Annotated in this window: 21 protein-coding genes, 1 tRNA gene and 4 pseudogenes; 12 read left to right on the plus strand and 14 right to left on the minus strand. The window is 68.5% G+C overall.

Going from position 1 to position 23118, the window contains the following annotated elements:
• Nucleotides 1-30: 30 nt before the first annotated feature.
• The gene (locus ABZ707_RS20950) at nt 31-858 is read left to right on the plus strand and encodes an ABC transporter ATP-binding protein (RefSeq protein ID WP_360176869.1); all 828 of its coding nucleotides are present in this window, start codon (nt 31-33) and stop codon (nt 856-858) included.
• A gap of 64 nt (nt 859-922) precedes the next feature.
• Here ABZ707_RS20950 and ABZ707_RS20955 read toward each other — a convergent pair whose 3' ends face one another.
• The 3 genes from ABZ707_RS20955 to ABZ707_RS20965 form a co-directional block, all read right to left on the minus strand.
• Entirely contained in the window at nt 923-1648 is a 726-nt protein-coding gene (locus ABZ707_RS20955) for a sugar phosphate isomerase/epimerase (RefSeq protein ID WP_360177411.1), read from the minus strand.
• A gap of 166 nt (nt 1649-1814) precedes the next feature.
• Nucleotides 1815-5213, minus strand: coding sequence for a ThuA domain-containing protein (locus ABZ707_RS20960; RefSeq protein WP_360177414.1), 3399 nt, complete (start codon nt 5211-5213; stop codon nt 1815-1817).
• A 392-nt stretch (nt 5214-5605) separates the two neighbouring features.
• Nucleotides 5606-6463 (minus strand): aldo/keto reductase, encoded by an 858-nt coding sequence (locus tag ABZ707_RS20965; RefSeq protein WP_360176872.1) that lies wholly within the window; start codon nt 6461-6463, stop codon nt 5606-5608.
• A 127-nt stretch (nt 6464-6590) separates the two neighbouring features.
• Here ABZ707_RS20965 and ABZ707_RS20970 point away from each other — a divergent pair, with 127 nt between their 5' ends.
• Complete coding sequence (locus tag ABZ707_RS20970; protein WP_360176875.1) at nt 6591-7514, plus strand: LysR family transcriptional regulator; 924 nt, start codon at nt 6591-6593, stop codon at nt 7512-7514.
• Here ABZ707_RS20970 and ABZ707_RS20975 read toward each other — a convergent pair.
• The 3 genes from ABZ707_RS20975 to ABZ707_RS20985 all read right to left on the minus strand — a co-directional run bounded on the left by ABZ707_RS20975 (nt 7489) and on the right by ABZ707_RS20985 (nt 9885).
• Nucleotides 7489-8001 (minus strand): DUF664 domain-containing protein, encoded by a 513-nt coding sequence (locus ABZ707_RS20975; RefSeq protein ID WP_360176878.1) that lies wholly within the window; start codon nt 7999-8001, stop codon nt 7489-7491. The two genes, ABZ707_RS20970 and ABZ707_RS20975, sit on opposite strands and share 26 nt — an antisense overlap.
• A 132-nt stretch (nt 8002-8133) precedes the next feature.
• On the minus strand, nt 8134-9033 hold the full coding sequence (locus ABZ707_RS20980) for a transketolase (protein WP_360176881.1): 900 nt from the start codon (nt 9031-9033) through the stop codon (nt 8134-8136).
• Nucleotides 9034-9183: 150 nt separating this feature from the next.
• Entirely contained in the window at nt 9184-9885 is a 702-nt protein-coding gene (locus ABZ707_RS20985) for a transketolase (protein WP_360176884.1), read from the minus strand.
• Nucleotides 9886-10023: 138 nt separating this feature from the next.
• Between ABZ707_RS20985 and ABZ707_RS20990 the strand changes: the two genes are divergently transcribed.
• From ABZ707_RS20990 to ABZ707_RS21005, 4 genes and pseudogenes are all read left to right on the plus strand, one after another.
• Nucleotides 10024-10100, plus strand: a tRNA-Pro gene (locus ABZ707_RS20990).
• A gap of 414 nt (nt 10101-10514) precedes the next feature.
• On the plus strand, nt 10515-10922 hold the full coding sequence (locus tag ABZ707_RS20995) for a HEAT repeat domain-containing protein (RefSeq protein WP_360177417.1): 408 nt from the start codon (nt 10515-10517) through the stop codon (nt 10920-10922).
• A 445-nt stretch (nt 10923-11367) separates the two neighbouring features.
• Nucleotides 11368-11694 (plus strand): hypothetical protein, encoded by a 327-nt coding sequence (locus tag ABZ707_RS21000; protein ID WP_360176887.1) that lies wholly within the window; start codon nt 11368-11370, stop codon nt 11692-11694.
• 22 nt (nt 11695-11716) lie between these two features.
• Nucleotides 11717-12031: pseudogene (locus ABZ707_RS21005) on the plus strand (transposase); the annotation flags it as partial.
• Nucleotides 12032-12036: 5 nt separating this feature from the next.
• Here ABZ707_RS21005 and ABZ707_RS21010 read toward each other — a convergent pair.
• The 3 genes from ABZ707_RS21010 to ABZ707_RS21020 all read right to left on the minus strand — a co-directional run bounded on the left by ABZ707_RS21010 (nt 12037) and on the right by ABZ707_RS21020 (nt 13379).
• Nucleotides 12037-12210, minus strand: a complete 174-nt coding sequence (locus ABZ707_RS21010; protein WP_360176890.1) for a hypothetical protein — start codon at nt 12208-12210, stop codon at nt 12037-12039.
• 234 nt (nt 12211-12444) lie between these two features.
• Entirely contained in the window at nt 12445-13071 is a 627-nt protein-coding gene (locus tag ABZ707_RS21015; protein WP_360176893.1) for an IS3 family transposase, read from the minus strand.
• A gap of 179 nt (nt 13072-13250) precedes the next feature.
• Nucleotides 13251-13379, minus strand: coding sequence for a transposase (locus ABZ707_RS21020; RefSeq protein ID WP_351583457.1), 129 nt, complete (start codon nt 13377-13379; stop codon nt 13251-13253).
• A 98-nt stretch (nt 13380-13477) separates the two neighbouring features.
• On the opposite strand from ABZ707_RS21020, the pseudogene ABZ707_RS21025 reads away from it, so the two are divergent.
• The 3 genes and pseudogenes from ABZ707_RS21025 to ABZ707_RS21035 all read left to right on the plus strand — a co-directional run.
• Nucleotides 13478-13678 (plus strand): annotated as a pseudogene (locus ABZ707_RS21025) (asparagine synthase-related protein); the annotation flags it as partial.
• Between the two features lie 59 nt (nt 13679-13737).
• A complete protein-coding gene (locus ABZ707_RS21030) occupies nt 13738-14010 on the plus strand; it encodes a lasso peptide biosynthesis B2 protein (protein ID WP_360177420.1) in 273 nt (90 codons plus the stop codon).
• Between the two features lie 98 nt (nt 14011-14108).
• Entirely contained in the window at nt 14109-15770 is a 1662-nt protein-coding gene (locus ABZ707_RS21035; RefSeq protein ID WP_360176897.1) for an ABC transporter ATP-binding protein, read from the plus strand.
• Nucleotides 15771-15801: 31 nt separating this feature from the next.
• On the opposite strand, the gene ABZ707_RS21040 is transcribed toward ABZ707_RS21035, so the two are convergent.
• The 4 genes from ABZ707_RS21040 to ABZ707_RS21055 form a co-directional block, all read right to left on the minus strand.
• Entirely contained in the window at nt 15802-16224 is a 423-nt protein-coding gene (locus ABZ707_RS21040) for a hypothetical protein (RefSeq protein WP_360176900.1), read from the minus strand.
• 90 nt (nt 16225-16314) lie between these two features.
• Complete coding sequence (locus ABZ707_RS21045) at nt 16315-16632, minus strand: nucleic acid/nucleotide deaminase domain-containing protein (RefSeq protein WP_360177423.1); 318 nt, start codon at nt 16630-16632, stop codon at nt 16315-16317.
• A gap of 1587 nt (nt 16633-18219) precedes the next feature.
• A complete protein-coding gene (locus ABZ707_RS21050) occupies nt 18220-19149 on the minus strand; it encodes an oxidoreductase (RefSeq protein WP_360176903.1) in 930 nt (309 codons plus the stop codon).
• Between the two features lie 472 nt (nt 19150-19621).
• Nucleotides 19622-20194, minus strand: a complete 573-nt coding sequence (locus tag ABZ707_RS21055; RefSeq protein WP_360176906.1) for a TetR/AcrR family transcriptional regulator — start codon at nt 20192-20194, stop codon at nt 19622-19624.
• Nucleotides 20195-20396: 202 nt separating this feature from the next.
• On the opposite strand from ABZ707_RS21055, the gene ABZ707_RS21060 reads away from it, so the two are divergent.
• The 3 genes and pseudogenes from ABZ707_RS21060 to ABZ707_RS21070 form a co-directional block, all read left to right on the plus strand.
• Nucleotides 20397-21398, plus strand: a complete 1002-nt coding sequence (locus ABZ707_RS21060; protein ID WP_360176909.1) for an alcohol dehydrogenase catalytic domain-containing protein — start codon at nt 20397-20399, stop codon at nt 21396-21398.
• A 391-nt stretch (nt 21399-21789) separates the two neighbouring features.
• Complete coding sequence (locus ABZ707_RS21065) at nt 21790-21963, plus strand: GMC family oxidoreductase N-terminal domain-containing protein (protein WP_360176912.1); 174 nt, start codon at nt 21790-21792, stop codon at nt 21961-21963.
• 129 nt (nt 21964-22092) lie between these two features.
• A pseudogene (locus ABZ707_RS21070) lies at nt 22093-22167 on the plus strand (GMC oxidoreductase); the annotation flags it as partial.
• 41 nt (nt 22168-22208) lie between these two features.
• On the opposite strand, the pseudogene ABZ707_RS21075 reads toward ABZ707_RS21070, so the two are convergent.
• Nucleotides 22209-22386: pseudogene (locus ABZ707_RS21075) on the minus strand (ketol-acid reductoisomerase); the annotation flags it as partial.
• Nucleotides 22387-23118: the final 732 nt, after the last annotated feature.

Consider the following 23118-nt stretch of genomic DNA (forward strand, 5'->3'; position numbering starts at 1 on the left):
GCCAGGGATGCGACGCTCCGGGAGCCCGCCATGACCGATCAGGACACCGGCGCGGCGAAGTCGGGGCCGGCCGGTGGCGGGGGTGCGACGGCCGCGGTCGGGCTGACGGATGTGGCCGTCCGGTTCCGTACCAGGAAACGCGATGTCACGGCCCTGCGCGAGGTCTCCCTCGATGTGGCGCCGGGCGAGTTCGTCGCCATCGTCGGCCCCTCGGGCTGCGGCAAGTCGACCTTGCTCAAACTGGTCGCGGGACTCCTCGAACCGTCCTCGGGGACGGTCCGGCTGCACGGCGAACGGATCGACGGGCCCCGGCCCGACATCGGATATGTCTTCCAGCGGGCGGCGCTGCTGGAGTGGCGCACGGCCCGGCGCAACATCCTGCTCCAGGCCGAGATGCGCCGGATGCCGCCGGCGACGGCCCGCGCGCGGGCGGACGCGCTGATCGCGATGACCGGACTCAGCGGCTTCGAGGACGCGTATCCGCACGAGCTCTCCGGCGGTATGCAGCAGCGGGTCGCGCTCTGCCGGGCGCTGCTGCACGAGCCGCCGGTCCTGCTGATGGACGAGCCGTTCGGCGCGCTCGACGCCCTCACCCGCGAACAGATGAACATGGAGCTGAACCGTATCTGGCGGGAGACCGGCACCACCGTGCTGCTGGTGACCCACTCCATCTCCGAGGCGGTGTATCTGGCCGACCGGGTGGTGGTGATGAGCCACCGGCCCGGCACCATCACCGAGATCATCAATGTCGGACTGCCGGCCGAGCGGGACTATACGGCGACGCTCGGCCGGTCCGAGTTCCGCGAGGCGGCCGCCCATGTCCGGGGACTGCTGGGCGCGGCCTCCGCGCGGGAATGACGGTCACCGCCGCCGCTGCCCCGCCGGTCCCGGCCACCGAACGACGGTGGCCGGGACCGGCCGCTCAGTACCGCAGCCGGGACAGATACCGGTAGCTGTTCAGCGCGGTGGCGAACGGATCGGCCGGTGTGTCGTGCTCCACCAGCCACTGCCGTACACCGCCGGCGCGCGCGGTGTCGAACATCGCGGGAAAGTCGAGGACGCCCGAGCCGACATCCTCGAAGCCTCCGTCCGGCGCCATGTCCTTCACATGCAGCACGGGGAATCTGCGGCGGTGCTCCACGAACAGCCGCCGGGGATCGTCTCCGCCCTTCGCAGCCCAGTACACATCCAGCTCGAAGCCGACCAGTTCGGGATCGGTCTCCTTGAGCAGGATGCCGTACAGACTCTCGCCGCCGACCACATCGTGGTCGCCGTCGTGATTGTGGAAGAGCACCTTGAGCCCGGACTTCCGGGCGAGCCGCCCCGCCTTGTTGAACTGCCGTGCCGCTTCCCGGTATCCGGCCGGTGAGTGCATCTCGGCCGGCAGACTCGGTACCACGACCCACTTCCCGCCCAGGGTGCGGACGTCCTCGATCGCCTGCGGCAGACCGCTGCCGGCGACCGTGGTGTACGCGACATGTTCGAGCACCGCCTTGAGCCGGGTCTCGTCCAGCATCCGCCGGATACCGGCCGCGCTCTGGCCGTGCCTGCCGCTGACACCGACCGTCGCGTAACCGATCTCCGCGAGGCGTTCCAGCGTGCCCTTGAAATCAGCCGCCAGCGGGGTGCGCATGGTGTAGAGGTGCATACCGATACCGGACGGCGGGACGCGTCGCCGGCAGCGCCCCGCGTCCGTGTCCGGGCCCGTCCGCGCCGGGTGCGCCGACGCCGTCGTCGTACTCACGCCCATCGCGGCCAGGCCCATGGCCGTGCCGAGGAACGCCCGTCGAGTGCCGTTCATCCCCACTCCCCTCTCAGCGCGCATGGATGCGGACCGTGCCCGTCGTGGTGTCGCCGCGGTCGTCGGTGACGGTCAGCCGGGCGGTGTACACGCCCGGCCTGGCGTAGGTGTGAGCCGTGTCGGGACCCGTTGTGTCCGCGGGCCCGCTGTTGTCACCGAAGTCCCAGTGGTACGAGACGGTCGTGCGTCCCGGCAGGGGCTTGACCGTGCCACTGAACCCCACGGCCAGTGGCGTGTCACCCCGGGCCGGCGCGGCCTTGAGCGTCACCTTCGCCGCCGGTTTCTTTTCGACGCCGGGACCCTCGAAGTGCAGCCAGTCCACGGCGAAGAGATCCGGCTTCTCCGCCGACCAGGCCGGGTTGGTGAACACCGCGTACAGCTTCACCGAGCCCCCGGGGCTCTTGAGCGTGACCCCTGGGGAGACGACATTGCCCCAGCCACCGGTGGCCGGGATGGTCACCCGGCCCAGCAGCGGTCCGGTCGGAGAGCCGTTGCGGAATTCGATGTCCCCGCCGATCCCGCCCGACGCCGCGCCCACCGACACGGACGAAATGCCCTTGAGATGCACGGGGTCGAACGAGATCCAGTCGCCGTTCTCGATCTCCGTGAGCCGCTTGCCGCCGGACGCGTCGGCGCGGTCGGCGATCACCACACCGCCCTGCGCGCCGCCCGTGGCGCTGTGGTGCTCCGCCTCGCGGAACGTGGTCCGCAGTGTCAGCGACGACGAGCCGGTCAGCGCGGGTACGCCTTCGGCGCCCTTGTCCTCGTACCGCGCGGAGATGCCGTAGTACAGGTTCTGGCCGGGGCCGTGGCTGTCCCCGGCGTCGGTGACGATCTCGCCGGAGCAACCGGTGTAGTTGTCCAGCGGGTGCAGATGGCTGTCATGGCCGAGCTGGGACTGCACGACCACCCGGGAACAGTCGATCGTCCCGCCGTCGCCGGTCTTCCCGTCCTCCCGGTCCTTCACCTTCACGGTGAACGGGATGGTGTCACCGAAGCTGAACATCCCGCCGTCCGGAGGCTGTTGAATGGTCACCACCGGTCTGGTGTTGCCGACGGTGATCTCCTGGACGGAGAGCGCGGTCAGCCCGCCGGGACCGGTGACGGTCAGCCTGGCCGTGAACCGGCCCTTGTCCCGGTAGACATGGGACGGATTCGCCTGCGTGGAGTCGGTGGCGCCGTCGCCGTCGAAGTCCCAGGCGTAGGTCACCGGCCTGCCGTCGGGCAGCCCGGATCCTTCGCTGGAGAACTGCACGGTCAGCGGCGCGGCACCGCTGTCCGGGCTCGCCGCCGCCTTGGCGTCGGGCAGCCGGCCGTCCGCGACATAGTCGATGCGGTAGATGCCCGCACCCTCGTTGCTGCCGCCCCGGCCGGTACCGCTGCCCAGGCCGAAGTCGATGACGTACAGCGCCCCGTCGGGACCGAAATCGGCGTCGAAGGGCTGATTCCACGCCATGTCGTCGAACACACCGTTGATGGAGTGGAGATCACCCGCCCGCACCGGGTCGAAGCGCGGGTCGGTGAATGTCTGGTCCTTCTGCTGGAACGCGAAGGTCTTGAAGTAGGTCCTGGTCAGCTCGTAGGTGAGCCACTTGCCTTCGAAGTACTCGGGGAATTTGGACGGATAGGTGTTCTCCGGGTCGTAGTCGTAGACCGGTCCGCTCATCGGCCCCGCGCCGCCGGTGCCCAGCTCCGGGAATTCGGGCGAGGCGGAGTACTTGTACCAGACGGTCGCGGGCTTGGCCGGCGGCAGTTCGCGCAGGCCGGTGTTGTTCGGCGAGTCATTGACCAGCGCCGCGCAGTCGAACACCGCCCCCGAGGTCCCGGTGGCGAAGTCGTAGTCGTTGAAGGGGGTGTTGTTCCCGGTGCAGTACGGCCAGCCGAAGTTGCCCGCCTCGGTGATCCGGGTGTACTCCACCGTGCCCTCGGGACCCCGGCCGGGCACGGCCTCCCGGGCGTCCGGTCCGTAGTCGGCGACCATCAGCGCTCCGCTCAGCGGATCGGTGGTGATCCGGAACGGATTGCGCATCCCCATCGCGTACACCTCGGGGCGGGTCTTCTCCGTGCCCGGCGCGAAGAGATTGCCCGCCGGGACGGTGTACGTGCCGTCGTCCTGCGGGGTGATCCGGAGGATCTTTCCGCGCAGATCGTTGGTGTTGCCCGCGGTAGTCTGGGCGTCCCAGGCGCGGCGGCCCTCGCGCTCGTCGATCGGGGCGAAGCCGTCGGAGGCGAAGGGATCGGTGTTGTCGCCCGTCGCCACATACAGATCACCGTTCTTGTCGAAGGTGATCGAACCGGCCATGTGTGAATTGGCCCGGCCCTCTCCGCGCAGGGTCGGAACGGTCAGCAGCCGCTTCTCGGAGGCCGGATCGACGGTGTCCCCGGTGACGGTGAAGCGGGACAGATTGAGGCGTTTCTCTGTCTTGTCGGAGTGCAGCAGATAGAGCCAGTTGTTCTCACCGAAATCCGGGTCGAGCGTCAGCCCGAGCAGGCCGTCGGACTGGCTGGTCATCTCCGGTGTGTAGGCGAAGTCCAGCGCGGTCGAGACGTTGAGCGTCTCCTGGTCGATCACCTTGAGCTTGCCGGTGCGCTCGGCGAAGAACACCCGCCGGTCCGGTGCGACGGCCAGCTCGAAGGGGTCGGCGAGGTTGTTGGTGGCCAGCGCGGTGCGCTGGAAGGCGGTCGTCCTGGTGGCGCTGCAGTCGCCGGGTTTGTTGCCCGCGGCCCACTGGATGCCACCGAGCAGATGACTGCGGAACGCCTCGTCCTGGAAGGCGGCGGCGTCGTGTCCGCCGGCGGTGAACCAGGACCGTCCGCCGTCGTAGTTCTGGCACCAGGACCAGGGGTGGTCGACGCCCTCGTCCAGGCCCTCGATGCCGTCGTTCACCTTGATCTGGGCGAGTGTGTGCACCTTGCCGGTCGGGTTGACGCGCCAGTTGTACCACTCCTCCGTGCGTTCCCAGAGCTGAGGCAGGCCCTGGGTGGAGGGGTGCGTCTGGTCGAGCACCTTCACCCGGCCCGTCTGGACGGCGGGGTGCTTGTCGAAGATCGCGCCGACCAGCCCCTCGTACCAGTCCCAGTCGCGTTCGCTGGCGGAGGCCGAGTGCAGACCGACCCAGCCGCCGCCGCCCCGGATGAAGGACTGGAGCGCGGAGCGCTGTTCGGCGTCGAGCAGATCACCGCTCTCCGGAGTGGAGTTGGTGTTGTTGAAGACAACCGCCTGGAAGCGGGCGAGATTCTCCTCGGTGAAGGCCGTGGCGTCGGTGGTGGCCTCGACCTCGAACCCGTTCTCGCTGCCGAGCCGTTCGACGGCCTCGACCCCGGCCGGGATCGACTCGTGCTCGAAGTTGGTGACCTTGGAGAAGACCAGGACACGGAAGGGCGCCGCGTCGGCGCGCGGCGGTGAGGCCATTCCCAGCCCCAGGACGAGAGCGAGCAATGAGGTGATGACGAGCCCCGGCGAAAGGGCTCTTCGCGGCGGACGGCCGTAGGGGCCCCCGTGCGGGCGGCGACGGCGCGCCGGTCGGACGTAGGTCGGCGGGCGGCCCGGTGGGCCGCCGTGTGCGGGGCGATGACTCATGGGCGCTCCCGGTGTCGGTTGAGCCGGCTGCGGGTTTAGAAAGCGCTTTCTGAAGTACGTCGCACAGCGTAGGTTCCCGTGTTCGGGGGGTCAATGGTCCGGAAGCGGGCTCTCCGCCGGGGGAGAACCCGGGAGTGCCGCACCGGTCCGCTCGCACACGCGAACGACCCGCCCGGGAGGTGCGCCCCGGACGGGTCGTCGGCAGGGCCGCGCGGCTGCGGCTGTCAGGCCGCGTCCAGCTCCGCCAGTTCATCGGCGTCGAGCACGAGGTCCACCGCGGCGGCCGAGTCGCGGATGGTCTCCGGGCGGCTGGAGCCCGGGATCGGCACCACTGAAGGCGACTTCGCCAGCAGCCAGGCCAGGCAGACCCGCTGCGGCGTCACACCGTGGGCCTTGGCGATCCGGGCGTACGGAGCGAAGGAGGAACCGAGGTCGCCGGCGGCCTTGATGCCGCCGAACGGGCTCCACGGCAGGAACGCGATGCCCAGCTCGGTGCACAGCTCCAGCTCCGGCTCGCTGGACCGGTAGGCCGGCGAGAACTGGTTCTGTACGGAGACGAGCCGGCCGCCGAGGATCTCGTTGGCCAGCCGGATGCGCTCCGGGTTCGCGTTGGAGATACCGGCCTGCTGGATCTTGCCCTCGTCGAGGAGATCGCGGATGGCGCCGATGGACTCCTCGTACGGCACCTTCGGGTCGGGCCGGTGGAACTGGTACAGCCCGATGGCCTCCACCCCGAGCCGGCTGAGCGACGCCTCACAGGCGGCCTTGAGGTGCTCGGGAGAGCCGTCGAGCGTCCAGGAGCCGTCGCCGGGACGGAGGTGGCCGCCCTTGGTGGCGACCAGGACGTCCGAGCCGCGGTCGTGGGACGCCAGCGCCTTGGCGATCAGGGACTCATTGTGGCCGACCTCGTCGGCGTGCCAGTGGTAGGCGTCCGCCGTGTCGATCAGTGTCACCCCGGCATCCAGAGCCGCGTGGATGGCGGCGACGGAACGGGCCTCGTCGGGCCGTCCCTCGAGCGACATCGGCATACCGCCCAGACCGATCGCGCTGACTTCGGCGGTCCCGATGCGGCGAGTCTTCATGGTGTGGTGCACCCTTCCTGCTGGGGCGCCCGGCCGGTACCGACAGGGCATCACCCAGCTTTGTCCCTGGCTCGCGGGGCGTCCAATAGAAGAAAGCGAACGCATTGAGCGACTACGCTTCTTAATCATGGAACTCCGGCATCTTGAGTACTTTGTCGCGGTCGCCGAGGAACGTCACTTCACCCGGGCGGCCCAGCGGCTGATGGTCTCGCAGTCGGGACTCTCCGCGTCCATCCGTGCCCTGGAGCACGAATTGGGCGCTCCGCTCTTCGTCCGCAGCACCCGCAGGGTCGAGCTGACCAGCGCGGGCAGCGCGCTGCTCGCCGAGGCGTGCCGCGCGCTGGCGAGCGTACGGGCCGCCAAGGAGGCGGTCGCGGCGGTCCAGGGGCTGCTGCGCGGCACCCTGTCGGTCGGCACCGAGCAGTGTGTCACCGGCGTGCATGTCCCCGGTCTGCTCGCCCGGTTCAGGGCCGAGCATCCGGAGGTCGAGGTCCGGCTGCGGCAGGCCGGATCGGCGTCACTCGTCGACGATGTGGCGGCCGGGCGGCTCGATCTGGCGTTTGTCGCCGTGTCCGGCGCCGTGCCCGAGGGCGTCCGGCTGATACCGCTCGCACAGGAGCCGATGGTGCTGCTCTGCCACCCGGGGCATGCGCTGGCCGGGGCGGCCAAGGCCGAGTGGGCCGAACTCGGCGGGGAGGTCTTCGTCGACTTCCACCAGGACTGGGGAGCCCGTGGCCTCACTGACCGGGCCTTCGAGGCCGCGCGGATGGAACGCCGGGTCGCGCTGGAGGTCAACGATGTGCACAGCCTTATCGAGCTGGTGGGCCACGGACTCGGTATCGCGGTGGTGCCCCGTCCGATCGCCCGTAAGAAGCAGGCCGCCGACCTGGTGACCGTGCCGCTGGCCGGCGCGGAAGACCATCTGTGGGAGGTCTCGGTCGCCCTGCCGGAGGACCAGCGCACCGGGCCGGCCGCCCGCAGGCTGCTCTCGTACCTGCCGGACACCGGACGGGACACCGCGCCGGCTACCGCCGCTCCAGCACACCCCTGACAAAGGCCGCCTGCCCGGCGTGCTGAAGGTCGTCGGAGATCACGCTGACCAGCCGGACGGCCAGGGTGACGGGAGGACTCCACGAGGCGTCGACGACCCGTTCGAGATCGGCGACCTTCAGCGTCCCGAGATACTCGACCGTCCGGTCGTGGACGGCGTCGTGGTATCCCGCGAGAAGCTCGGCCGGGATCCCGGCGAGAGCGGACACGTCCTTGGCGGAGTGGCCGTAACCGGTCGCGCGGCGGGAGAACGGCAGCTCGAACCGCTTCGACCAGTCCTGCGAGAACCACACCTGCTCCGTCCCGGCCGCGTCGGCGATGTGGTCGTCCTGGATCCGGGTGAGATGCCAGACGAGCCAGGCGATCGAGTTCGCCCCGCCGTCCAGGCGGGCGGCCAGCTCATCGGGGCTGAGGCCGTCGACCGCCTCGTGGACAACCTCACGGATACGGCCGAAGGCGTCGATGAGCAGGTCATCGCTCGCACTCATGGCGGGCTCCCTTCCAGTTCGGCACCACTGCTGTCCGTACGGTCGCCTCTTTGACGCACCTCGGCGGGATACGCCAGAGGCGGCCGCACATCCAGTCCAGGTTCCCCCCTGCGGCCCGGCGATGCTCTCCGATCAGCGCTTCAGGAACGTGGAGATCCGCTCGCGCAGCGACTTCGGGTCAAGTCCCTGCGCGGCCAGGTGCTCCTCGATCCGGCCGTACCGGCGCAGTTCCCGCCGCGCCACACCGAGGCCCAGCACCCGGTGCGGGATGTCGGTCAGGGCGTCGTTCGCGGCGGCCGTGGACGTACCGGCGAGATACGGCTCGACGATCACGACATCCGCCGCGTCCGCGTCCGCGACGGCCCGGCGCAGCGACGCGGCGTCGAAGGGCCGCACGGTCGTCGCGTAGAGCACCGTCGTGTCCATGCCTTCCGTCGCCGCCAGCACACCGTCCAGCATCGGGCCGACGGCGATCACCACCCCGGCCCGTCCCTGGCGCACGGAGAGGAAGCCGGAACCGGTCACCGCTCGTGGCCGCTCATTGCTCTGCAGCGAGAGCCGCAGGTAGTCCCGCCCGTCGCCGGCTGCGGCATGCCGCAGCAGCGCCTCTGCCTCGTCGGGATGCCCCGGGACATGCACGGCCCAGCCGTCGAGGGTGTCCATCAGCGCGACATCGCCCGGCGACATATGGGTGAGCCCGGCCGACGGCCAGTCGTACGACGCCCCGGCGCTGACCAGCACTCCGCTGACGCCCTGGTGGCCGAAGTCCAGCTTCACCTGCTCGAACGGCCGCTCCACCAGAAAGCTCGCGAAGGTGTGCACGATCGGGCGCAGCCCGGTGAGCGCGATTCCACCGCCCACGCCGACCAGAAGCTGCTCGCGAATCCCGACATTGATGACCCGGTCGGGATGACGCCGCCCGGCCCGTTGGAAGCCGTCACCGCTGACCTCGGCGAGTACGACCGCGAGCCGCGGGTCCTCGTCCAGCAGCTCCGCCGTGGTGGAGATGAAGCGGTCACGCATGGTGTCCATGAGAGTGCCCCTCTTGTGTGGAGGATGTCTGTGTGGAGGAGGTCGCCGGTGGTGTCCGAGGTGAGGACTGACCCTGTGATCAGGGCCGGTCCCGTGGTCAGCGCTGATTCCGTGACAGCACTGATTCCGTGGTCAGCGCTGATTCCGTGGTCAGGACTTGGGTTCGACGCGTGCCACGACGGCGCGTGGCCGACCCGTGTGCGGCGCGGTGAAGGCCGTGTACAGCGCGGTGTGATCCCGGCCGTCGACGGTCTCGGCCGACCAGCCGGCCGCCTCGAACCGTGAGGCGATACCGCCGGGCCAGCCATGGGTCGCGGACCCGTTGTCGATCACCAGCGTGTGGAGCTGTTCGAGTCCGGCGGGGCCCGCGAAGGCGATCGCCTCGTGGTTGCTGCCCTCGTCGAGTTCGGCGTCGCCGATCAGCACCCACACGTGCGGCTCGACCAGCCCCTGCGCCCGCAGACCGAGCACACTTCCCACGGCGAGCGGCAGCCCGTGTCCGAGCGAGCCGCTGCTGATCTCCACCCCTGGCAGCAGCGTGCGGTCGGGGTGATAACCGAGAGGGGAGTCGTACGCGCCGAAGGCCGGCAGCAGATCCTCGGGGAAGAAGCCCTTGGCGGCGAGGACGGCGTAGTACGCCATCGGCCCGTGCCCCTTCGAGAGCAGGAAACGGTCACGATCCGGGGCCTCGGCGGTCTCGGGCGACACCCGCAGCACCCGGTCGTAGAGCACCCAGAGCGCGTCCAGGGTGGAGGTCGCGGCGGGCCCGTGTTTCTCGTCGCCTGTCATCAGGGCCATCAGACGGTTCAGGTCGCGGTGGAGCGGCGCGGCGGTCGCAGCAGTCTTCGTCATGGGAACCACGGTGCGACGTCAAGTGCGCTTGAGGTCAAGCGCCGCCCTGGGCCCGGAAAGCGGTTCGTGACCACCGGTCCGAGTGCGGTATTGTTCTCATGCACGTTCGGCCAAGGGAAACCGCAGGTCAGACGGCATCGGGACGTGGCGCAGCTTGGTAGCGCACTTGACTGGGGGTCAAGGGGTCGCAGGTTCAAATCCTGTCGTCCCGACCAGCGTTTTCGCAGGTCGTAGGCGGTATCGGAGGAATCCGATACCGCCTTTCTGTGTTCCTTGGGGACCAGCTGGGGACCACACGGTCTAGCGGCGGGGGCCGGGGGCGGGCCGGTCGGCGCGGTGCTCGATGTCGCTGGACACGCGCACGCCGAGGGGGACGGACCCGGCGTGGGGCATCAGGCGGCCGACCGGGGGGAGACGCGGCGCTGGGCGATCCAGTGTTCGACGCCGCGTGCGCTGCAGAGGATGACGCGCTTGCTCACACGGATGTACGGGGGGCCTATGCAGGGGTGTGCGGTGCGACAGCGGCGGAGGGGCGGGGGGTGCCTCTATGTTCTTCGTCAAGCCTCTGGGCAGCCTCTGCCCGGGGTTCTCTTCTCTGTGGGGCGTGAGACTGTCTGGTTGTGCCAGAGATGACGAGTGGGTTGGAGGATGCCTTGGCTGAGGCGTCGTCTCCTTCGTGGACGCAGCGTGTTCGGGCCGGGCGCGACCTTGCTTCCTTCGCTGATGTTCCTGAAGCTGCGGAAGCGCTGGTGAGGCTGCTGCTGGACGTCGAGGACACGGCGGTGACTCGAGAGACGGCAGAGGCCCTGGCCCGGGTGGGGACGGTGGCCGCCGTAAGGCTCATTGCTCTCGCGGTTGCCGAGGGCGACGACAACCAGGCTGACTGGCTGCAGACCGGGATGCATGACGCGCTCGTGGGACCGGACGGTGTGCCCGAGGTCGCAGCGGCCTGCGCGAAACTTGCCCGGGACCAGGAAGATGCTGTCCGGCGGGCTGCCGCAGATATCTCGGCGTGGACAGACGGCACAACGCGCTGACCTGAATCGATCTGCCTGGCGGCATGGTTCATGCCGCCGTCGCTAGAGCCGGTTTTCGTTCCGAGGTTCCTCGACCCCCGAGAGCCCCGCGAGTTCACGGAAACTGAAGGACTTTTCGCGGGAACCCGAGGATGGACGGTCGTGTTCTCGTGGGTTCGGCCCCGGGTTCAGGCGAACACGCGGGGTGGGTGCCGAGCGGGCCCGCCCCTGGGTGCCTTCCCTGGAAACGGTGCTGACACCGTAGGAGTCATGAGAGCAGAAGGAACGACACCAGAACCAGAAACCTCTATGCAGAGTGGGCTCACATCTCTGGGTGAGGTGGCGTGCCGTTATCAGGCGGATGAGATACGCCCGGAGGATCTGCCGATGATCGCTGCTGAGGCGCTCGCAGCCGGACTGGACGCCCCGACATTGTGCGAGCTCGCCGGTTGGCCTCGCAACGTGGATGCCCGCGATTCGCGACGCGTTCGAGCAAGCACTTGCCGAGTCCGGGATCGGGTTGCCGGATCGCGGCCTGGCACGGCGCCACGCTCTGCGCCGGATGGCGGCGAGGCTCATCGATGGAGAGATGACTCCCGCTGAGTTGGCGACGGACGACTGGTGGGAGACGGAGGTCGAGACCGAGGCGGAGCAATCGTTCGTGGCGCTGATCCCGCAATGCGATTGCTGCATCGAGTACACCTTGGGGCTTGACCAGCAGACGTGGGCGGCCCAGCTGCGGAACGCTGCCCTCGCCCTGACGTCGTCTCCGCCGATCGGCCCCGGATGCTGACTCTGCCCGGCGTGCTCATCCCGTCCCGTCGATCCGGGGTCTGCGGGGACGTCCCCGCCGCAAGCCCCGGCGCCTGTATGCGGACCGGGGCTACGACTTCGACAAGTACCGCCGCCTGCTGTGGAAGCGAGGCATCAAGCCGTTGATCGCGCGACGCGACGTCGCCCACGGTTCCGGACTGAGCAAGGTGCGTTGGGTGGTCGAGCGCGCCTTCGCCTGGCTGCACCAGTTCAAACGACTCCGTACCCGCTACGAGCGACGCGCCGATCTTCATCAGGGTCTGCTCGAACTGGCCTGCAGCCTCATTTGCCTGCGCCGCCTGCGAACCTCATCCTGAAGCGATCAGTTGGCCACGCTGAACCACCCCGGCCGCACCTCGGTCAGAAGCGGTTGCAGCGATCGCACCACGGACCGCAGGTCCTGATCCGTGACGTCGAGAGGCTCCGGCAGGCTCAGCCCGTACCAGCGCAGCCGCCAGAGGTCGAAGACTTCGCTCCCGTCGGCTGCGAAGTCCACATCGACCTCAGTGCCGCTGTCGCCCACGAAGCGGCACCCCGCCCCATGAACCGTGTAGGAGTAGGTACCGATGTGCCCACTCCGGCTGATCCGGCGCGAACGGGCCAGGCCAAGGACATCTGCCAGTCGCTCAAGCGACGGGATCGCCACCCTCATAGCCTCGTCGATCGCGTTCAGAGCGCGGACGTAACCGAGCACGAGGTCTCGCGCAGTCCCAACCCGTTCCATACGGCGTCACCCCCCTGAGCCCGTAGCTGAAGGGATTGTTCCATGGGCCGCCAGCGTCTCCGCAGGACGGCATTCTGAAACGATCAGTTTGATCCTGCGTTTCCACAGCGCCATCTCCAGCGCGTCCAGGGGAAGTTCGGTCCGCATGTGGTTCGCGACCTGCCAGCCGACGATCGTCCGGGAGTACACGTCCAGGACGAAGGCCACGCATGCCCACCCGGACCAGGTGCGGACGTAGGTCATGTCGGCGACCCACAGCTGGTCGGTCCGGCTCGCGGTGAAGTCGCGGTCGACCAGGTCTGGCGGGCGGGGTGCCGACGGCGCCGGGACAGTCGTGCGACGCCGCCGGCCGCGGATGACGCCCTCCAGGCCCAGCTCGGCCATCAGGCGCTCGACAGTGCAGCGGGCCACATCGACGCCCTTGCGCCCCAGGGCGCGGGTGATCCGGCGGGCACCATAGGTGCCGCCCGACTCCGCGTGGGCCTGCTCGATCAGTGGCATGAGCATCTCGTCGCGGAGCCGGCGGGCCGACTTCGGCCGCTTCTTGCGGGCGAAGTACGTCGACGGCGTCAGCTGAAGCACCCGGCAGACGGGATCGACCCCGAGACCCTTGTCACGCAGGTGGTCGATCACCTGCTCGGCCTCGTCCGGGGACGGTCGATCTCCTGGGCAAAAAACACCGAGGCGGCTTTGAGGATCTCGTTCGCCCGCCTCAACTCCACTACTTCTCTGCGGAGTTGCTTCAGTTCGTCCCGCTCCGTGGTGGTCAGCCGGTCGTCACGATCGCCGCGGTCGGCCTCGGCCTGGCGGACCTAGCCGCGCAGGGCCTCCTTGTGGATGCCGAGGTCTTTCGCGACGTGAGCGATCGGACGGCCGGTGGCGCGGACCTCACGGATCGCGCGCTCGCGGAGCTCGTCGGGGTATTTACGGGGTGCTGCCATGGTGCTGGTGGTTCTCCTTCGCCAGGACGGTAACCCTGGCATCAGGGACTCCACAAATCTCAGTACAGCTCATGGAGTTCATGGGCGGCAGTCACGCGATGTTCGACTCGATCGCCCGCCAGCAGTGGGGCATCCCCATTCACGCACCCTTCCTGGACACCGCGGTAGTCGACGCCTGCCTGGCAATCCCCAGCTACCAGCGGATGAGAGAGGGCGTCTACAAGCCGCTGGCCCAGGCCGCATTCACCGGTCTGGTGCCCGACTTCCTGCTGCACCGCCAGACCAAGACCGCCTTCACCACCAGCCTCTACACCGGCCTGGCGGCCAACGCCCCGATCTCGCCGGTGCCCTTCGCCGTATCCCCCGGCCGGCGGCCACCGCCGAGCAGGCCGACCTCCACTTCCACGCGGTCCGCCGCGCCGGCCGGATGTGGCCGGGACGGGTCGCGTGTCTGGAGGAATCCCTGGCGGTCTACCTCGCGGCACTGCTGCGCGGACGCCGGGTCACCTGGGTGGTCGGCGCGCGTACCGCTCCCGCCGCCGCGCACGCGTGGATCGAAACCGGCGGCGAGGTCATCGGACAGGACCTCCCCCAACGGCCGTGGCCCTACACGCCGGCACTGCGCGTCTGAAACCACCGCATCGGCGCCGGTCCGGACACTTTCCAGAACGCCCGTTCGCCACCCGCCGACGCCGTGCCCACCCAAAAGGGTGAATCGTTGCCGAAGGTGTGACGACCTCCCAGACGGATCCGACGGACACCGCCACCAACAAATCCCGCATCCGCCTTCCGCGCAGCCGACGCCCCCGGCCGCAGAGGGCGGTCCCGCACTACAGCGTCAGCGCCGAACGCCACGAGGACGCGCTGGACGTCTCCTGGTGGACCATCGCACGCCGGCTGCCCCGCCTGTCCCTCATCGCCGTACGGCTCGCATGGGCGGCCGGCCGCCCATGCGTCCTGCTCGCCCTGCTCCAGCTCATCTCCGGAGCCGTCACCGCCGTCGGCCTGTACGCCACCACCGGAGCACTGGCACCACTGTTCACGGCAGGCCCCACCGCCGGACGGCTGCACGAGGCCCTGCCCTCACTCATCACCGTCGCCGCGGCCGCCTCCGTACGCTCACTGGTCGCCGCCCTCACCATCGCCGTCACCGCCCGGATCGGACCACGCGTGGACGGCATCGCGGAAATCCGCTACCTCGAAGCCGCCACCCAAGCCCCACTGGCCGCCTACGACGACCCCGCCTGGTGCGACCACAGCGAAGCCGCCTCCCGCGCCGCCAAAGACGTCCACCTCATGACCGAAGCCCTCGCCAACGTCACCACCGCACTCCTCGGACTGGCAGCCGCCGCCGGCATCAGCACCCACCTCCACCCGGCACTCCTGCCCCTGCTGCTCCTCGCGGTCGTCCCCCGCGGCTGGGCAGCCGTCCGCGCCGCCCGCGCCGCCTACCTCACCGACCGCCACACCCTCAGCGACCGCCGGCTACGGCACTCCCTCATGTTCCACACCGCCGGACGCGACAGCGCCCTCGAAGTCCGCGCCAACACCATGCGCACCTGGCTGCTCACCCGCTTCCGCGCCGTCACCACCCGCCTGGAAGAAGCCGCCGCCGACGTCGGCCGCAACCACGCCCGCTACCAGATCCTCGGCGACGCCGCCGCCGGAACAGCCAGCGGCGGCGTCTACGCCGCACTGCTGTGGCTGACCGCGAACGGCCACATCCCGCCCGCGGCCGCCGGCACCGCCTTCATCGCCGTACAGACCAGCCAGCGCCTCCTCACTGGCCTCGTCCAAGGCGCCAACGCCTCCTACAAGACCGGCCTGTACCTGGACGACTGGGACACCTTCCTCACCGACACCACCGCCCGCACCACCCAGCCCAGTAGCGCCCAGCCCGTCCCCGCCAGCCCGCAGACCATCACGGCAACGGGCGTCACCTTCCGCTATCCCGGCAGTGACACACCCGCCCTCCAGGACATCGACGTACGCGTACGCCAGGGCGAGGTACTCGCCATCGTCGGCGCGAACGGCTCAGGCAAATCCACCCTCGCCAAACTGCTCGCCGGTCTCTACACGCCCACCACCGGCACCGTCACCTGGGACAACACCGACCTGTCCCGCGCCGAACCCGAACACATCTGGAACCAACTGGCCATGCTGCCCCAGGACTTCGGCCGCTGGCCTGTCACCGCCCGCGAAAACATCACCCTCGGCCAAGGCCCCCAGGACGACGCCACCATCACCGCGGCAGCACACGCCTCTGGCGCAGACGCCGTACTCGCCGCCCTCCCCGACGGCCTGGACACCAACCTCGCCCCCTCCTGGTGGGGGGGACGCGACCTCTCTGACGATGGACGTCACGAAGGCGGAGTCCAAGGCCGCAGGTGAGACGGTGGCGACGGGACGCCTGACAGCGGGGTCAGGGCCGGAAGCCCTTTACGAAGACCGCAGTCCCGTAGGTGTGCCCGTCTGTCTTCTCGGCCTGGAATCCCGCAGAGGTGAGGATCCCCAGAAGAGCGTCCCGCATAGAGGAATGGACGGTTCCAAAATGGCGAATCGCGTAAGGCAGATCCGAAGGATCGAGTTCGTCCGGAGGAACGTTCAGAGCGGCAGTTCTCAGTTCTTCCTCCGTGTTCCATTCCACCAGCACACCGCCGATGACGAGAGGATCCACATGAACCTCCGCCCCAGGTCTGCCTTGGGACTCGCCTCCGAGGTCGCCCCGATGAACGGGGATCCCGGCTTGGGCCAGTGCGCGGCAAGCTTCGTCAGCAAGTGCGCTGCGCTGGGCAATGACTTCCGCCGGGGCTTTCGGCGGCAGATCGAATCTGTGCTCGCTCATGCGTCCTTCACTTGTCTTCCTGCTGTTGGCCCGTCAGGGAGCGTGCCGAACGTCCCCCGCCGGCCCTCTTGACGTAATCAGCCAGCAATCCTACGCATACGACTCGATGCCGGGGTAGTCAGGGACCGACCAGGTGATTGGTGTGCCTGCCTTGAGGGGACCGGCCAATTCGGAGGCGCAATCCCCACAGGGTTGCCGCTCAGGGTACAGAGCGGTGATCTGGTGAGGATCGACCCCTTTTGCCTTCAGCATGTCCAGGATCGCTGTCTCCGAGTGACCGGCGAAGCTGCTGCTCGCGACCCCGAGGTTCCCGCTCTTGGGGTCGTTCCACCCCGGCACCTTGGCGACGGCGACATTGTGCTGCGCGCCGTAGAAACCGGACTCCGTCCTGAATTGGAACGGAAAAATCGTCGAGTGGTTTACACCCGGATACCTTCTCGGCGCTCGCGGTCATAGCGCACACGACTTCGCCACCAAAGTGCATACGCTATCCTCCCCCACCAGTATGGACTCAGTAGCGGCGTGTCTGGAGATCGTCACGAAGCATATTGGCTAAGAGCTCACCTTGGAAATACTTCGCGGGGCACTTCTCTCTGTAGTCGTCGATGATCCAGACAAAGCCGCACTTAGCAATCCAGATCCCCCACTGCTGTATCCACAGGAACCGCCGAAGGATTACTCGCAGCTGGGCCGACGGCTGCAACACCGGATGTCCGCTCGGTAAGCATCGACAGAGTCGGTAATCTCCCTTGAGCTACTTTGCCCGCGCGCACAGCGGCAATGCACCGGGGAGGGCGCTTCCGTGATTCCTTGCACCTGTATCGCTGAGGTTCTATTCGAGCATCAGGCGCAGGTGAGGCGGCGGCCCGAGTGCGCTATCCGGGCGGGGATGTGGACCGGGTGGCGCGGAGGGCTGTGGTGGCGGCCTTGGCGGGGAGAACCGAGGCCAGGGCACCCGCGCCGCGGCAGGTTGTAGGAGATGGAGCACATGGTCAGCCGGGCGGCATGGGCGTGAACTTCCCTCGGTGGCGGGTCGGCCAGTGGCCCGGTTTTGCCGTCGGCGATGACCTGTTCGATCACCGCGTGGTGACGGTGCTGGCGCTTGGCCTGGATAGTTTCGAAGGGGATGTCGGTGAAGAACGGGTGGTAGCGCCAGAGGAGAACAACTCGCCCTGTTCGCCGGCCGTATGTACCTGGTCGTCACTCGGCTTCCTGAACAGTGCCGACATCAGATCCCCTGTGTCAGGGGCCAGCCGTCCTTGCGTGAGATGAGACCGACCTGGGTGGCCAGTTCGCGGCCGTGGACGTCGACGGCGGCCTCGATGAGGTCCGCGAGTGCCTCCAGGGCGGTGCGAGCGCGGGGGCGTGGCCGTGCAGCCGAGGGTGGCCAGCACGGCGGGCCACCACCAGCGGGCGAGCAGGGCGTAGCCGACGGCCCAGGTGGCGGGATAGGCCGCGGCGCTGAAGGAGTCTTGGGCTGAGAGCCCCTGGAGACTGCTCCAAGGCGATGGGGGAGTAGTGGGCTCGGCACATGCCCGCTTGGGGACCAGTTGGGGACCACACGGTGTGCGCGGCAGTGCACAGCAGGGCCTACTAGCACAATGTGGACCCGGATTAAGTCTGTTATGTGAGGATAATTTAGGTAACCTAAACTCCTGGGGGCAAGGGGTCGCAGGTTCAAATCCTGTCGTCCCGACCAGCGTTTTCGCAGGTCGTAGGCGGTATCGGAGGAATCCGATACCGCCTTTCCGTGTTTCTTGGGGACCAGTCGGTCTGGCGTGATCTGGCGGCGGTGTCCGGGGGCGGGCCGGACTGCGCGGCCGACGGGTGCTCGGACGGGGCGGACCTTTCGGGGCCTCGGCGCCCAGATGCGCGAGGTGGGCGGTCCCTGCCCAGGCTGCGGGGAGCCAGCCCCGTCGACGCGCCGATGCTACGTGCTTTGGGACCCCTGACCGGCGCACGGCGAGGGACGCCCCGCCAAGCGTCGGACCTTTTTCATTGTGATGTGCACGTTCGGGCCGGCACGGCCGGTTCGGGGAAGGTCGTGGCGGTGAGTTCCTCGGAGAGGGCCCACAGGCGACGGGCGGAGACAGGGTCGCTGGCGGCAGCCGAGCGGCCCACCAAGGTCGGGGCTCCGCGTAGCTCGCCGAAGGCATCGGGGCCGACGTAACTTGCACCAGGCAGGTCTTGGAGCGCGGCGTACAGGGTGGGCAGCGCACCGGCCCCGGGGTCCTGGGATATGAGGCTGCCGGCCCAGCGCACCAGGCGCTTGTGGGCTCGCTTGTCGTACTTGTTGAGGTTGGACTTGGCCAACCCGGGATGCGCCGCCAGGGCGCGCAAAGGGGATCGCGCCGCAGCCAGCCGCCGCTGGAGCTCCAGGGTGAAGAGCAGGTTGGCCAGCTTGGACTGGCTGTACGCCTTCATGGGGACGTACTCACCGGTTAGATTGAGGTTGTTGAAGTTGATGCGCGGGCTGCCCGGCGTCTTGTGCGCGCTGGAGGACACGGTCACCACGCGGTCGATGAGGCGCGGAAGCAGTAGGTTCGTAAGAGCGAAATGGCCCAAGTGATTGATGCCGAGCTGCATCTCGAAGCCGTCTTTGGTCATCGTGGGCTTTGGGGGGTTCATCACGCCGGCGTTGTTGATGAGCAGGTCGAGATCGCCGGTCCAGGCTGCGGCGAACTCGCGCACGGAGGCGAGGTCCGCCAGGTCGAGCCGACGCACTTCCAGGCTCCCCCGCATGGTGGCGGCAACCGCCTCGCCGCGCTTCACATCGCGTACGGCGAGCACAACATGGGCGCCCGCGGCCGCCAGCGCCTCGACGGTGGCGAGACCGACCCCGCTGTTGCCGCCGGTCACGATGGCGGTGCGGCCGGTCTGGTCCGGTATATCAGTGAGGTTCCACTCGTTCGATGCGGTAGCCATGGTTGCCAATCTTGATCAAGAAGTGTCTTCAAACGGCAGACCCACATTAGGGAGCCGCGAGAGCGACAGGGACTCGTCGGTTTTCTCGTAGCGGGTGGCGGTGCCTCGCCGCTGTGTTAATCGGTTGAGGCAGTGCGACCACATTGCGTTGCTTGTAGAGGTGCTTGTCGGAGGCCGGCGGAGGCCCGCCCGGGCTTCCGTGCCGGAGCCGGTTGCGGATCCAATCGGCCCGTTCGGGGATGATGTGGCCGATGCCGTGTCGCCTGTGCCGGGCCAGGATGGCTCCGGAACTGTAGTTTTTTCCGCTTGGGACATGGGCGGGCCGCACCCCGGGGCATCCCGAGCCGGTCCGAAGCACCCGTATCGTCTCATCGCGGCGGTCAACTGCGTGTGCTTGTCGGTGTTTCGGCTGGTGGCCGTGAACCCGAGTGGGCGTCCCGTACCGTCGCACTCCCCACCGAATCCGAGGCGGTCAGCGCAGCAGTACCCCGAACACCGTGTCGAAGAAAGGCTTGAAGGCCCTGGCGGAGCGCTCTGTACGGGACGAGATCAGCGTCCCCTCCCAGGCGTTGAGCAAGAACGCGGCGAGCGTCGATGGGTCCTGCCCCGCGGACACCTGGCCCGCCGCTTGGGCGTCGGCCACCGCGGCGGTCAGGCACTCGGTCCAGTACGCGAAGCCGACTTGGATCGCCTTCCTGATGGTCTCGCTGTGATCACTGATCTCGTTGGCGAAGTCGCCGAAGAGGCAGCCCTGCAGGAACTGCTGGTCGAGCTGGGCATCCCGGAGAAATTCGAAGTGCCGGCGGAGCCGCACAAGCGGGTCCACCGTCGGCTCCTTGAGCTCATCCAGCCGCAGGCCCGAGCCGTACCGCTCCAGCGCGACGACCGCGAGTGCCTCTTTGGACGGGAAGTGGTTGTAGAAGGAGCCCTTCGGTGCGCCCGCCGCGTCAGTGATGTCCTTCACCCCGGCGCCGTTGTAGCCGTGAGTATGGAACTGCTGGAAGGCGGCCTCGACCAGTTCCTTGCGCAGACTGCGCTGTGCCATGTGCTGCGTCACCTCCGATCATGACGACCGACCGTCTTAATCGAAAAACCGTACCACGCGCGAGAGCCGCCCAGCAGGTCACCGAGCGGTCGCATGCTGCCTGGAGATCACTTGACACCTTTTAAGACGACCGGTCATTATGGAGCCGTTCGCAGATGAATGGTTTGGGGAAGAAAAGGCTATTATGTCCAAGTATCGAGCGATGCAAGTGACCGGGGCGAGAAACTTCTCGCTGGTCGAACGTGAGCTGGTGGATCCCGGACGCGGCCAGGTGCGCATCCGCGTTGAGGCATGCGGCGTCTGCTACTCGGACGGGCTCGGAGTGGAGGGCCTGCGCGCCGACCCGTCCACCCCGGTTGTCCCGGGGCATGAGATCGTCGGCGTCATCGACGCCGTCGGTGAGGCGATCTCCAACTGGAAGGTCGGGGACCGCGTCGGCGTGGGCTTCCTCGCAGGCCACTGCGGCGAGTGCGAGCGGTGCCGACGCGGCGACTTCGTCACGTGCAGCCGGCAGCCGGCCATGGGCTCAGACCGCGACGGCGGGTACGCCGAGTCCGTGATCGCCCAGGCAAATGGCCTGGTCCGCATCCCCGACGGCCTCTCCGCGGTCGAGGCGGCGCCGCTGTTGTGCGCCGGCCTTACCGCATACATGGGCCTGCGGCTCGTGGACGCGGCGCCCGGTGGGCTCGTCGCCGTGCAGGGCATCGGCGGCCTCGGCCACCTCGCGGTCCAGTACGCGGCCAAGCAGGGCTTCCGTGTCGCCGCCATCGCTCGCGGCGGCGGCAAGACGGACCTCGCATTGAAGCTCGGCGCCCATCACTACATCGACAGCGAGAACCTGGACCCGGGCGAGGCGCTCCAGGCTCTCGGCGGTGCGACGGCCGTGATCGCGACTGCGTCCGACGCCCCCTCGATGTCGCCGCTCCTCGCGGGCCTGAACCCGCGAGGGCGTCTCGTCGTCCTGGGCATCGATGTCGCCGCGTCCATCTCGGTCAACACGGTGACCCTGGCATTCGGCGGCCGCCAGGTTATCGGCAGCCTTACCGGTAAGCCGATCGACAACGAGGACAACCTCGCCTTCGCCCTGCACAGCGACGTGCGTCCGATGACCGAGGTCCTCCCGCTCGCCGACGCACCCAAGGCGTACGAGCACATGAGGTCCGGCAGGGCTCGCTTCCGTGTGGTCCTCGACACCACCGCCTGAGAAGCGTCGAGTCGTCGGTTGATCACTGGTGGCGGAGGTCGTAGGACAGGCGCCGGTTGCTTCGCATCGACGGCCCCGTGAGCTGTCGCGAGGTCAGGAAGGACTCCGGGGTCTGTACGGCGGCGCGGTGTTCGGAGTGGAAGCGGCGGTGAAGACCGGCCTTCCGGGTGGGCCATGGTCTGTACCGGGCGACGCGGGGTCGCGGCGCTCGGAGCGGTTCAGCCTGGTGCAGTGCCATGGTGTGACAGTGGGTGTATGGGCGAAGAAAATATCTTCGACCACATCGTGGCGGGTGGGGGCGGCCGGTTCGGTGCTGGCCGCCGGGCTCACTGAGCAGCCCGCGGCCAGCGTTCGGCTTCTGGGGGCGGGACCCGCCAGGGGGCCTGCGGTCATGGCGGATCCGGCCGCCTGGCGGCTCCCCCAGGGGACGCCGGTGGACTGGGCGGACATCACGGTCCCGCAGCGCGCACTGGACGGGGCCCGGGTTCCCTGGCCGCGCGGCAAGGTTCTTGGTGGCTCCAGTGCCATCAACGCCATGGACCACGCACGCGGGGCGGCCTGTTGAGGCTCTGCCCGGTGCTGACACCACGGATGATGCGGTATTGCGCGCGTTTGTCCGGCGTCAGACCCGCACGTACTTCCATCCGGCCGGCACCGGGGCATCGCGACGGAGCCGTGGTGGACGTCAGGTCGCGTGCACGGCCTCGCGGGCCTACGGGTCGTGGACGCGGCGGTGATGCCAACCCTGGTCCGCGCCAACACCAACGTCGCCGTCCTCGCTGCCGTCGCCGTCCTTCATTCTCCCTTGGCGGACTCCTCGTGGACCTGCGCCTGGATCGGGTTCGGCATCAAGATCATGACGGCGTCGGCCTCGATGGCCGCCTTGGCAGTGTCACCACGCCGTCCTGTCCTCGCCTTCGCGCTGGACATGGAACCCTCGCGCGGGTCGGCGCCCCGCGTCGCGACCCGAGTCACGGAGCGAGAGCGCCGGGCCGCGTGCTTTCTTTCACGAGCGACCGAAGGCCGTGAGCTGGAGACATGACGTCTCCGGCTCACGAAATCGGCCGGCCTCTGACCCGTTGGGGTGATGGTCCGGCGGCTGACCCGGCATAAAGGGCCGGTGAGCGACGTCGGTCTTCGGGTCATGTGCGGCGCCACCGGCCGCCGCTCACCGCACTGCGTTCACGCCCATCTCCCGGATCGTGTGCGGCCGGTCTCTGCGCCGGGTCAGACCATGAGGCTGAGAGCATGGGACCGAAGGCGGCGCTGTAGAGGCCCTGTCGCGATGCCGTCGCGGGCCGGTCGCCCTCGGCGGCGTGGAGATCAGCGGCGGCGTGCCGTGAGGGGGAGGGGTGTCCGCATCCAGGCCGGAGGTCGAGGGCGATCTGGGCAATCGCCGACCAGATGTGGTTCCGCGCGGTGGTGTGCGGCGGTCGACGGCTCCCGTCTTCGGGCATTGAAGGGGCCGCCAGGACTGGAAGCGGGCCGTCGACGGGGGCGCGAAGGGCAGCAAGCACAAGCAGCCTTCCGGCTTCCGGATTGTATAGACATGCCCCCGTTGGGTATGAGTTGACCCCCCCGCCCCCGGAGATGAGATCTCCTTCTGACCATGATTGTCATTGCTGCATGAAGAGGCCCGAGATGGGGAAAGGCTGCACGGGGCAGGCAATCGAACGCGCAAGTCAACGGCGCACAAGTAGCGGAAGAGGTCGGAGCAAAG

Origin of the sequence: Streptomyces sp. NPDC006923 (assembly GCF_040635655.1) — a bacterium.
GTDB lineage: Bacteria > Actinomycetota > Actinomycetes > Streptomycetales > Streptomycetaceae > Streptomyces.